Source organism: Microbacterium sp. K35, from assembly GCF_004794375.1.
GTDB lineage: Bacteria > Actinomycetota > Actinomycetes > Actinomycetales > Microbacteriaceae > Microbacterium > Microbacterium sufflavum.
The window spans coordinates 1-10854 of the sequence record NZ_SSDM01000233.1; the positions used below are offsets into that span (position 1 = coordinate 1).

General features: G+C 70.5%; 14 protein-coding genes and 3 tRNA genes. 15 read left to right on the top strand and 2 right to left on the bottom strand.

All coding sequences use genetic code 11. From position 1 onward, the window contains the following. The 12 genes from DW299_RS08795 to DW299_RS18995 form a co-directional block, all read left to right on the top strand. A partial coding sequence (locus DW299_RS08795; protein ID WP_240745358.1) for a PfkB family carbohydrate kinase occupies positions 1–224 on the top strand: 224 nt, incomplete at its 5' end. Positions 225–310: 86 nt separating this feature from the next. After that, positions 311–395: transfer RNA gene (locus tag DW299_RS08800), tRNA-Tyr, on the top strand. 105 nt (positions 396–500) lie between these two features. Next, complete coding sequence (locus DW299_RS08805) at positions 501–1385, top strand: bile acid:sodium symporter family protein (RefSeq protein WP_240745359.1); 885 nt, start codon at positions 501–503, stop codon at positions 1383–1385. Between the two features lie 9 nt (positions 1386–1394). Then, complete coding sequence (locus tag DW299_RS08810) at positions 1395–1886, top strand: FBP domain-containing protein (protein WP_136036359.1); 492 nt, start codon at positions 1395–1397, stop codon at positions 1884–1886. A gap of 46 nt (positions 1887–1932) precedes the next feature. Then, positions 1933–2733 (top strand): enoyl-CoA hydratase/isomerase family protein, encoded by an 801-nt coding sequence (locus DW299_RS08815; protein WP_136031649.1) that lies wholly within the window; start codon positions 1933–1935, stop codon positions 2731–2733. A 121-nt stretch (positions 2734–2854) separates the two neighbouring features. Next, complete coding sequence (locus DW299_RS08820) at positions 2855–3856, top strand: hypothetical protein (protein ID WP_136036360.1); 1002 nt, start codon at positions 2855–2857, stop codon at positions 3854–3856. 2 nt (positions 3857–3858) lie between these two features. After that, positions 3859–4653: an inositol monophosphatase family protein gene (locus tag DW299_RS08825; protein WP_136036366.1), complete on the top strand. Its 795-nt coding sequence runs from the start codon at positions 3859–3861 to the stop codon at positions 4651–4653. A gap of 240 nt (positions 4654–4893) precedes the next feature. Then, entirely contained in the window at positions 4894–6015 is a 1122-nt protein-coding gene (locus DW299_RS08830; RefSeq protein WP_240745360.1) for a M23 family metallopeptidase, read from the top strand. A 68-nt stretch (positions 6016–6083) separates the two neighbouring features. Continuing rightward, positions 6084–6155: transfer RNA gene (locus tag DW299_RS08835), tRNA-Thr, on the top strand. A 32-nt stretch (positions 6156–6187) separates the two neighbouring features. Next, positions 6188–6261, top strand: a tRNA-Met gene (locus tag DW299_RS08840). A gap of 116 nt (positions 6262–6377) precedes the next feature. Continuing rightward, the gene (locus tag DW299_RS08845) at positions 6378–6848 is read left to right on the top strand and encodes a hypothetical protein (RefSeq protein WP_136036362.1); all 471 of its coding nucleotides are present in this window, start codon (positions 6378–6380) and stop codon (positions 6846–6848) included. A 295-nt stretch (positions 6849–7143) separates the two neighbouring features. Next, positions 7144–7299 (top strand): hypothetical protein, encoded by a 156-nt coding sequence (locus DW299_RS18995; RefSeq protein ID WP_168442828.1) that lies wholly within the window; start codon positions 7144–7146, stop codon positions 7297–7299. Between the two features lie 4 nt (positions 7300–7303). Here the strand turns inward: DW299_RS18995 and DW299_RS08850 are convergent, their stop codons facing one another. Both DW299_RS08850 and DW299_RS08855 read right to left on the bottom strand, forming a co-directional pair. Beyond that, entirely contained in the window at positions 7304–8965 is a 1662-nt protein-coding gene (locus tag DW299_RS08850; RefSeq protein ID WP_136036363.1) for an MDR family MFS transporter, read from the bottom strand. Further along, positions 8966–9577: a TetR/AcrR family transcriptional regulator gene (locus DW299_RS08855; RefSeq protein ID WP_136036364.1), complete on the bottom strand. Its 612-nt coding sequence runs from the start codon at positions 9575–9577 to the stop codon at positions 8966–8968. It abuts the gene before it with no gap. Positions 9578–9752: 175 nt separating this feature from the next. On the opposite strand from DW299_RS08855, the gene DW299_RS08860 reads away from it, so the two are divergent. The 3 genes from DW299_RS08860 to DW299_RS08870 are packed head-to-tail and all read left to right on the top strand — an operon-like array spanning position 9753 to position 10719. Continuing rightward, positions 9753–10193: an Asp23/Gls24 family envelope stress response protein gene (locus tag DW299_RS08860; RefSeq protein ID WP_240744574.1), complete on the top strand. Its 441-nt coding sequence runs from the start codon at positions 9753–9755 to the stop codon at positions 10191–10193. Next, positions 10190–10381 carry a DUF2273 domain-containing protein gene (locus tag DW299_RS08865; RefSeq protein WP_136031662.1) on the top strand — a complete coding sequence of 64 codons (192 nt, stop codon included), beginning with the start codon at positions 10190–10192 and terminating at the stop codon, positions 10379–10381. The genes DW299_RS08860 and DW299_RS08865 overlap by 4 nt, the downstream gene beginning before the upstream one ends. Next, positions 10378–10719, top strand: a complete 342-nt coding sequence (locus DW299_RS08870) for a hypothetical protein (RefSeq protein ID WP_136036365.1) — start codon at positions 10378–10380, stop codon at positions 10717–10719. The genes DW299_RS08865 and DW299_RS08870 overlap by 4 nt, the downstream gene beginning before the upstream one ends. Positions 10720–10854 lie beyond the last annotated feature (135 nt).

Here is a 10854-nt window from a genome sequence, read left to right on the forward strand (position 1 = left end):
CCGCGCTGCCCGGGCGCCTCGTCGACACCGTGGGGGCGGGCGATGCGACGCTCGCCGCCGTCGCCGGCGGTCTGGTCGCCGCTGCTCCGCAGGCCGCAGGGGAGTGGGACGCCCTGCTGCGACGGGCCATGGACATCGCGGCCGCGACGTGCAGGGCCGAGGGCGGTCTGCTGCGCACGCCCGAGTCGCTCGCCGAGTCCGACCGCGGGGTGCACGGCAGCTGACGCCTCGATTTCTCGACCCCGCATCGTGCGGGTATGATGGATCTTCGTGCCCCCGGTTGGCTGTTGAAGTCGGACGGGTGCGCTCTGGCGAGTTACCCAAGTGGCCAAAGGGATCTGACTGTAAATCAGCCGTCTTCGACTTCGGGGGTTCGAATCCCTCACTCGCCACCACGGAAGCCCCCGCTCGTCGGGGGCTTCTTCCGTTTCGGCGCGCGTCTCACGAACCCGTGACACCGAGGCCCTCCGTCGGCCACACTGAGTGCCATGGGATCAGCGTTGACCACCATCGGACTGCCCGTCGCGCTCGGCATCATCATGCTGGGTCTGGGCCTCAGCCTCACCCTCGGCGACTTCGCGCGGGTGCTCAAGCAGCCGAGGGCGGTGATCGTCGCGCTGCTGTGTCAGCTGGTGCTCCTTCCGGCCGTCTGCTTCGGGCTCGTGCTGCTGTTCCAGCTGCCGCCGGTGCTGGCGGTGGGAATGATGATGCTCGCCGCGTCGCCGGGCGGCACCACGGCGAACCTGTACAGCCACCTGTTCCGCGGCGACATCGCCCTCAACATCTCGCTCACGGCGGTGAACTCGGTGATCGCGGTGATCACGCTGCCGATCATCACGAACCTCGCGATCGCCTACTTCCGCCCGTTCGATGACACGCTGGGGCTGCAGTGGTCGAAGGCCCTCGAGGTGTTCGCGATCGTGCTGCTGCCCGTCGCGCTCGGCATGCTGATCCGGCGGTTCTGGCCACGGTTCGCCGCGAGCATGGACAAACCGGTGCGCATCGCCTCGGTCGTCATCCTGATCGTCGTGATCGCGGGCGCCGTGGCCTCGAACTGGACGCTCCTGGTCGACAACGTGGCGCGTCTGGCTCTCATCACCGTGCTGTTCTGCCTGGTCAGCCTCGCGGTCGGATTCCTCATCCCGCGGATGCTGCGGGTGGGCAAGCGTCAGGCGATCGCGACGTCGTTCGAGATCGGCATCCACAACGCGACCCTGGCGATCGTGATCGCGCAGTCCGTGCTCGGCTCGGTGGAGCTGAGCCTCCCCGCAGCCGTCTACGGGGTGCTGATGTTCTTCATCGCGTTCGGCTTCGGGTTCCTCATCCGCGAGCGCAGCGGTGCGTCCGAAGCACGGACCGCGCCCGCCGTCGAGGGCGTTTCCTAGACTGGAGTGATGCGAGCCCTCACCGAAGCCGACGTCCGGGCCTCGTTCGTGAACGCGGACGCGGACGAGCTGCGCGTCATGGAGATGCCGCACGACTTCCTCCTGGTCGACTGGGACTACCTCGACTTCTTCGCCTGGCGCGACCCGAGCGCGGGCAAGCGCGGCTACGTGCTGATCCAGCACGAGAGCCGCGTGGTCGGTGTCGTGCTGCGGGCGTCGGAGCCCGGTCGCGGGCGCTCCGGCATGTGCAACATCTGCCACACGATGCAGCCGGGCAACCAGGTCGCGCTGTTCTCCGCGCGACGGGCGGGCGAGGCCGGCGCTCGCGGCGACTCCTTCGGCACGTACATCTGCGCGGACCTCTCCTGTCACGAGAACGTGCGACTCGCGCATCCGCTCGCGCCGAACGAGATCCGCGCGGCGGGTCAGGCCGACTTCCGCCTCGACGGCACGCGCCGCCGGATGGAGGGGTTCGTCTCCCGCGTGTGGGAGCAGGGCTGAGTCCGGCTAGCCTGGATCCACACGTCCTGTGCTCGAGGGAGACGCCATGAGTGAAGCCATCCTGTTCGCGGTCGACGAGGGGATGGCGCGGCTGACGCTGAACCGTCCGGCTCGCCTCAACGCCTTCAACGCCGATCTGGCCCACGCCTGGCGTGACGCCACGGCCGAGGCCACCTCGCGGAGCGACGTGAAGGCGATCCTCCTCGACGCGGCGGGGCCGGCGTTCTGCGCGGGCGGCGACGTGATCGACATGGCGACCACGATGGGCGCCTCCGGTGCCGAGATCACCGCGCTCGCCGAGGTGATCAACGCGGGCATCCGCTCGCTGACCGAGTCGAGCATCCCGGTGGTCGCCGCCGCCCACGGTACGACGGCGGGTGGCGGGCTCGGCATCCTGCTCGCGACCGACTACGCCGTGGTCGGGGCACGATCGAAGCTCGGGAGCCTGTACGCCAACATCGGTCTCACGCCCGACCTGTCGGTGTCGGCGCAGCTGGCCCGTGCGATCGGTCAGCGCAGAGCGCTGCAGCTCGTGCTGCAGGATCGGTTGCTGACGGCGGCCGAGGCGCTGGAGTGGGGACTGGTGGCCGAGGTCGTGGAGGGCGAGGACGCGGCCGCGGAGGCGGAGGCCGTGCGCTCGCGCGCCGAGGAGGTCGCCCGCTTCTGGCTGGCCGGGGCCGCGGATGCCTATGGCCAGGCCAAGCGGCTGGTGCGGTCGCAGCCCGAGCGCACCTTCGTCGAGCAGCTGTCGGAGGAGGCGCGCTCGATCGGTGCCGCACTCGAGACTCCCGACGCGCAGGCGCGGGTCGCCGCGTTCGCTGCGGCATCGGCGCGCAAGACCGCCTGACTCTTCCTCCCCAGCCACCGGTTTTCGTCGCGTCCGTCTGCACGGCGCGAAGATCCCCGAACCGGGACCGGCGCGCGTGGGAGGATGTGGACATCGATCGCCACTCGACGAGAGGACCCCCATGTCCCATCCGGACATCAGCACGCCGCCGCAGGCTGAGAAGAAGAACATGTCGCTGCTCATCCGAGGCTCGATCTGGGTGGCGATCGGCGCGCTGATCGCGGCCGCGCTCGTGTGCGTGGTGTGGGTGCTGATCGGCGACCAGAACGGCCTGATCGGTCGTGCCTTCCTCACGATCCTGCTCCTGGCCGCGTTCGCCGGCATCGCGATCCTGGAGGCCGGGCTCGCCCCCAACCGCCCGGACTGGCTCCAGCTCGCGAGCATGGTCAGCTGGGTCGTGGCGCTCCTGGTGGGGCTCGTGAAGATCTGGCTCCCGGAAGACGGCATCTACTTCGGGGCGGAGCGCTTCTTCCAACTCCTGCTCGTGATCGGAGTGCTCCAGCTCGCCCTGCTGCACGTGCGTCTGTTCACGAAGGCGGCGCAGCGCCACGTCACCACCTTCACACGCGTCATCTTCATCGTGACGGTCGTGTTCCTCGGTGCGCTCGTGGCGATGCTCGTGTTCTTCCTCGCGTTCCCGAACACGTTCGACTACAGCGAGCTGTACTGGCGCATCGTGGTCGCCCTCACGATCCTGGTCGCGGTGGGCACCACGCTCATCCCCCTGCTGAACGCGCTCTTCGCGCCGAGGAAGGCCGCCACGCCGACGCCGCAGAACCCGGCTCCCGCGTGGCCCACGTTCGCCGACGGCCGCACCCCGCTCCCCGCACTGCCCGACGGCTCGCCCGACTGGAACGCGTACTACACCGGTTACCCGACGGCTCCGCAGCAGGCTCTCCCGCAGCCGCAGACCACGGCGTTCCCCGTGGTTCCCGAGGCCGCGGTCGCGCAGCCCGCGCCTCCGGCTGCGCCCTCCGCACCCCCGGTGGCCCAGCCCGGCCCTCCGGTACCGGACGCGCCGGTACCGCCCCGACCCGCCGCGCCGGAGCCCCCCGCGCCGCATCAGGGCGAACCTCCCGCGTTCCCGCCGCCCCCTCCCGCGCCGGGAAACCGGGCGTCGTGACAGTGTCACAGGAGCAGGAGCTCGGCGCGCTCGCCGCGGAGGTCGCTCGGGAGGCGGGGGAGCTCGCCAGGACACGCCGACAGCAGGGGGTCACCCTGGCTGCGACCAAGTCGACACTGGCCGACATCGTGACCGAGGCCGACCGCGAGGTCGAGGCGCTGATCCGCGACCGTCTGCTGACGGCGCGGCCGCACGACGGCTTCCTCGGCGAGGAGTCCGGTACGGCGGCGGGCGACAGCGGGATCACCTGGGTGGTCGACCCCATCGACGGCACCGTCAACTATGCCTACGGCATCCCGGCCTACAACGTCAGCATCGCGGCCGTGCAGGGAGAGCCCGACCCGAGCCGGTGGGAGGCGCTCGCCGCCGCCGTGCACGCACCGGCCGTGGGGGAGACCTTCACCGCCGCTCGAGGTCACGGAGCCTGGCTCGATGGCAGGCGCCTCGAGGTCACGCAGGAGACACCGGCCGGCGCGCTCCTCGCCACCGGGTTCGGCTACGACCCCGCGACCCACGACGGCGACCTCGCGACCGTGCGCCGGGTGATGCCCATCGCGCGGGACCTCCGGCGGATGGGGTCGGCCGCACTCGACCTCGCGTACGTCGCAGCTGGCCGACTCGACGGCTACTTCGAGCGCGGACTGGCCCCCTGGGACCTCGCGGCGGGCGCGCTACTGGTGAGCGAGGCGGGCGGCATCGTGACGCGCGTCGACACCGACTCCCCTCGGCCGCTGCTGATCGCCGGAGGGCCAGCCGTGCACGCGCGGCTCACCGAGATCCTGTGCCGAGAAACCTGAACTGATACATGGCATTCCCAGGGTGATCGGGGTAGTGTTTACCCGATCGTTACTTTCACCACCCGAAGGTGAAAGCTGTCATTGCGCCCCCGAGCAACACGAACGACCGAGAGACTAGTTTTGCCCTTCGAGAATCCCCAGGCTGCCGCTGCGCCCACGCGTCGCTCCAGCCGTCATCGCACTGCGGCCACCGAGGCCCCGGCGACCGGGACGACGGCACCCCTCGCTCACGCGGAGACCGTGGTCGCGCTCGCCGCCGTCGCACCCCTCTCCCGTCGCGCCGCACGTCAGCGGCCGAACGACGTCCCGCCGGTGCCTCAGGCTCCCGCCGAACCGTTCATCGCCGCGACGCCCGTGCCCGCCGTGGCCGACGTCCCCGCCGTGCCCCTCACGGCGACGCACGACGCACCCGCCGAGGCCGCAGCCGCCGAGGCCATCCCGCCGGCCTCCGAGCCGTTCGTGGCCGAAGCCGACGCCGAGGGAGACGCGTTCGAGCGTGCCTCGCGCGCCTTCCGCAGCACCGGCACCGTGCGCACCGTCCCTGCTGCGGCCGCGAGTGCCCCGTCATTCGCCAGCGCCGCCGACGTGCAGGGTGCGGCGGCCGAACACGTCGCATCGCGTCCCCGCCGTCTCCGGCGCTTCGTGACGGTCGGCGCGACCGTCGGTGTCATGGGTCTGGCCGGACTGCTCGCGGTCTCCATGACGCTGCCCGCCGAGGCCGTCGCCGCCGCGCGCGGAGGGTCGATGGCGTCCACCTCCCTCGTGACCGCTGCCGCCGCCGACGCCGCGGGGTCGGCGAACGACGAGATCCAGGCCTTCGTCGCGCCCTCCGACGTGCAGAACGCACCGCTCACCCGCAACGACGACTACAGCACGGTCTCGCTCGTCGAGGTCGCGGCCGAGCAGGGCATCAACTACTCGGGCGAGGTCTTCACGAACGACCCCGACGCGGCCATCCAGTGGCCGTTCATGGTCGGCGTCGGCATGTCGTACGGCTATGGCATGCGCAGCGGGCGCCTGCACGAGGGCATCGACTTCACCCCCGGCAACGGCGCGCCCATCCAGGCGATCGCCGACGGCGTGGTGCGCACCGCCACGGAGCAGGGCGGCGCCTACGGGGTCACGGTCTACATCGACCACGTGATCGACGGTCAGACCATCACCAGCCACTATGCGCACATGCAGTACGGCTCGCTCCAGGTGAAGGCGGGCGACCGGGTCACCGTCGGCACCGTCATCGGCAAGACCGGGAACACGGGCCGCTCCTACGGCGCGCACCTCCACTTCGAGCTCATCGTCAACGGCACGACGATCGACCCGATGCCGTGGCTCCGTGCCAACGCCGGACGCACGTCGTACTGACCGGCCTGATTTCATGAGGACGCCACAGTGATGGTATTCTCGTGTGGTTGCCCCGCGAGGGGCAGCACGCCCCGATAGCTCAGTGGCAGAGCACTTCCATGGTAAGGAAGGGGTCGTCAGTTCAATCCTGACTCGGGGCTCGGAGTTCGCATCTGCGATGCGGATGCCGTGCGGCAGGGTAGCTCAGTTGGTGAGAGCGCACGACTCATAATCGTGAGGTCGCGGGTTCAAGCCCCGCTCCTGCTACAGCTCGAAACCCCCGGATACGTCCGGGGGTTTCGTCGTATCCGCGGACTAGAGTGAGAGCCGTTCCGTGCCCTCGCGCGGACGAGCGAGGCGGGCTCCCCGGAAAGAGGACCGCCGTGCCGACCCCCGCTCCCTCCGCGACCGCTGTCTACTGCCATGCGCATCGGGCGGTGATGGTCGCCGTGACGGACAGGGCGGGCGTCTCGCTCGGACTGGAGGACATCGCGGGCCCCGTCTCCTGGGACGCGCTCATCGCCGCGGGCTACGGCCTCGCGGTCGCGGCGGGCGCACTGTCCGGTGCGGTGGCCGGGCTCCGCTGCCGGGGAGTCTCCGTCGCCGACGTGCTCGGCGCGTCGATCGAGGACCCCCACCACACGATCGATCGCGCCGACCTGCGCCGCGCGGCCGCCTGGCTCGCCGACGGGCTTGCCCGCGACGAGGAGCAGCCGCTCGACGACATGACCGCCGAGGTGATCGGCACCGACGTGCTGTGGGACCCCCACGCCCACGCGGACGACGACCGCATCGCCGCCGTCGTGTTCGCGATCGTCACCGTCAGTGCGCAGGCGGCCGGGGAGCGGAGCTGAGCCTGCGGCGCGTTCTGCCCGCGCTGGCTCGGCTGATCCCGCACAGGCCGCCGGGGGAGCGGAGCTGAGCCTGCGGCGCGTTCTGCCCCCGCTGGCTCGTCTAATCCCGCACAGGCCGTCGGGGAGCAGAGCTGACCGTGACACCCGGCCCCGCGCGCGCCGGGCCGCCCGACGATGGCCAGCGCCTCTCGGCCGCACGGGCCATCCGGAACCCGGAGGTCATGTCAAGCCCCTGCGCTCGGGCCCGCCGGCACGGGAGACTGGCGCTCCACGAGGCCGAGGAACGGAGATCCCCATGTCAGACCCGAACAGCAACGCCGCCGACGATGGCCCCGAGGTGGACGCCGTCGGTGTGGACGCCGACATCGTCACCAACGATCACGACCCCGAGCCCGACGACCTTCCGGCCAGCGAAGACGACGACGACCTCGACGTCGCCGACCTCCCCTGACCGGTCACCGGTCCGCGGTCGACGGGTCGGACCCCTCCGGCCCGTCGACCGCGGTGCTCGTCCGTCCGCCGGCGCGCTGAGCGGCCTCCAGCCGCTCCGCCTCCTCGCCGCTGATGGCTTCGCCGCGTGCCACGAGTCCCGCCTGGTCGGACAGGGGGATCTGCTTGAGGAACAGCGACAGCAGCAGCGCGAGCGCCACGAACGGCACCAGGTACCAGAACACCGGGGCGAGCGCATCGGCGTACGCGGTCACGATCCCGTCGCGCACCTCGTCGGGCAGCGCACTGAGCGTTGCGGGGTCGATGGTCGACGCGGCCTGCGACGCCTGATCCGGCGAGGCACCGGCTCCGGCGAACACGCCGAGCAGGTTCTCCGTCAGCCGCGTCGTGAAGATCGTGCCGAAGACGGCCACTCCGAGGGATGCCCCCACCTCCCGGAAGTAGTTGTTGGTGCTCGTCGCGGTGCCGATCTCGCCCGCGGGCACGGCGTTCTGGACCACCAGCACCACGACCTGCATGATGAGCCCGAGACCCGCCCCGAACACGAACAGGAAGACGCAGATCAGCCAGATCGGCGTCTCGGCCGACAGCGTGGTCATCGCGACCATCGAGAGGCCCGTCACGATCGTGCCGACGATCGGGTAGACCTTGTACTTCCCGGTCTTCGAGATCGCGATGCCCGAGAAGATGGACGTGCCCATCAGGCCCACCATCATCGGGATCATCAGCAGCCCGGAGGCCGCGGCCGACGTGCCGGACGACATCTGCAGGAACGTGGGCACGAAGCCGATCGCCGCGAACATGCCGATCCCGAGCACCAGTCCGATGGCCGTCGCGTTCACGAAGATCGGGTTGCGGAACAGGCTCAGCGGGATGATCGGGTCCTGCGCCCTGGACTCGGTGATGACGAACGCGGTCGCGGCGACCACGAGGCCGGCGCCCCACGCCCAGGTCGCCAGCGAATCCCACCCGAACTCCTTGTCGCCGCCGAAGTCGGTGAAGAAGATCAGGCACGTCGTCGCGAGGGAGAGGAAGATCACGCCGAGCACGTCGATGCGCTTCTCGGCCTTCTTGCTGGGCAGCTGCAGCGCGACCAGCGCGATCACGAACGCCGCGATCCCGACCGGGATGTTGATGTAGAAGGCCCACTGCCACGTCATGTGGTCGACGAAGAACCCGCCGAGCAGCGGACCGGCCACGGCGGAGAGCCCGAACACGGCACCGAGCGGACCCATGTACTTGCCGCGCTCGTTGGCGGGCACGATGTCGGCGATGATCGCCTGCGACAGGATCATCAGTCCGCCGCCGCCGAGGCCCTGCAGCGCCCGGAACACGACGAACATCCAGAAGTCGGTCGCCAGGGCGCAGCCCACCGACGCGAGCGTGAAGAGCGCGATCGCGACGAGGAACAGGCTGCGACGACCGAGCACGTCGCCGAACTTGCCGTAGATCGGCATCACGATGGTGGTGGCCAGCAGGTACGCGGTCGTGATCCACACCTGGTGGTCGACGCCGCCGAGCTGGCCCACGATGGTCGGCATCGCGGTCGACACGATGGTCTGATCGAGGCTCGCGAGCAGCATGCCGGCGATCAGGGCGCTGAAGATGATCCAGATGCGACGCTTCGTGAGCAGGAAGGGCGCGTCGGCGGTGGCGGTGGCGGACATTCAGTGGGCTTTCTGTGCGGGGGAGTACAGGTCGCGCGCGAGCCGGAGACGGCGTCGGATCAGCTCGGCGAACGGCTCGGTGGAGTGGTGGTGCAGGAGCTGTTCCATGCACAGGCGCACGAGGGCACCGACGGACTGCACGAGCACCTGCGCGCGCAGCTCGGCGTCCTCGACGCCCTCGAGCCGGCGGGTGATCAGGGCGACGTCGCGCCGCTCGTGCTTCTCCTGCTGCTCGAACGCGGCCTTGAGCAGTCGCGGTTCGTGCTCGATCACGGCGAACAGCTCGGCGGCATGCTCGACGGGGTCGAACAGGGAGAAGCGGGCGACGGTGAGCTCGACGAAGTCGTCGAGCAGGTCGCCGTCGGCGTTCGCGAAAGCGTCCTCCAGCTCCTCCTGGCGGGAGTCGATCACGGTGATGCCGAAGACCGCGTTCTCCTTGCTCTCGAAGTAGTTGAAGAACGTGCGGCGCGACACCCCGGCCTCGGTGCACAGCTCCTCGATCGTGAAGCCGGCGAAGCCCCGTTCGACCGTCCAGCGCCGCGCCACCGAGGTGAGCGCGCGAGACGTCTCGCGCTTGCGCTGCTCCCTCGTCGATTCTGCACTTGCATCCATAGAGTGCAACTTTGCACTTTCAACCTTGGAGTGCACTGTGAGAGTGCGTTTCTCTGCCCGCCCGGAAAAACCCTCGACGAATTCGTGACATCCGAGGTGCCTCATGCGTCTTAGTGGTGTCGTAAGAACACGGCCCGCGCCCCACGGTGCGGACACACGGATGAAGGAGCTCGAGATGGCGAACGTGACGGGGGGCAGCCAGCCCAAGGCTCAGGTCGTACCGACGGCGCAGGCCGCAGCGGTGGGGAAGACCACGATCGAGGACGCGGTCGTCGCGAAGATCGCGGGCATCGCGGCCCGTGAGGTCAGCGGCGTCTATGCGCTCGGCGGCGGGGCGGCCCGCATGATGGGCGCGATCCGAGACGTGCTGAACACGACCGACCTCTCGCAGGGCGTGAGCGTGGAGGTCGGCGAGACGCAGGTGGCCGTCGACGTCACGATCGTCGCGGAGTACCCGGTGTCGCTGCAGAAGGTGGCCGACGACGTGCGCACGGCCATCCACCGGGCCATGGTCGACCTGGTCGGCATGGACGTCGCCGAGATCAACGTGAGCGTCAACGACGTGCACATCCCCTCGGACGACGACGCCGACGCCGAGGAGGCGCGAGTCCAGTGAACGCCTCGGTGATCGGCGGAGCTGCGGCCGCGGTCCTCGCACTGACCTGGATCGTGCTGGGCTTCTGGGCGTTCCTGCTCGTGCTCCTCGCGATGCTCGTCGGCGCGGCGGCCGGGCGCATCGCCGACGGTCGCCTGGACGTGCGGGCGCTCGCCGAGGTGGTCCGCGGACGGCGGTCGTCCTCGTGAGCGTCGAGCGGGCAGGGGCGTCGTCGGGTGTGGCGGGGGCCACGTCCGTCGAGGCCCGCGCCCTGCACCGGATCGCCCTCGGCATCGCCAGGGATGCCGCGGGCGTGGGGCTCGACGACATCGCGGTGGAGCTGGGCGACCGGCGCGGCGACCTGCGCGTCACGGTGGTCGTGCCCGTCGTGCTGGCGCGCTCCGACGGCACGACCCTCGCCGACCGCGGCGAGGTGCTGCGCGAGACCCTCGTGCGTCGGCTCGGGGAGCTGGCGTCGCGACGGGTGGGCGCGGTCGACGTGCGGTTCACCGGCGTGCGGCGTGCGCTCGAGCGGAGGGTCGCATGAGCGCGCCCGCCGCCACGCGCCGACTGCTGCGCCGGGAGACACGGGCGTCGCGGACCGCTCCGGCGACCGTGCTCGCCGCTCTCCTGGCGATCGTGCTGCTCGGGCTCCTGGGGTGCGGGGTCGCCGCGGCCCTCG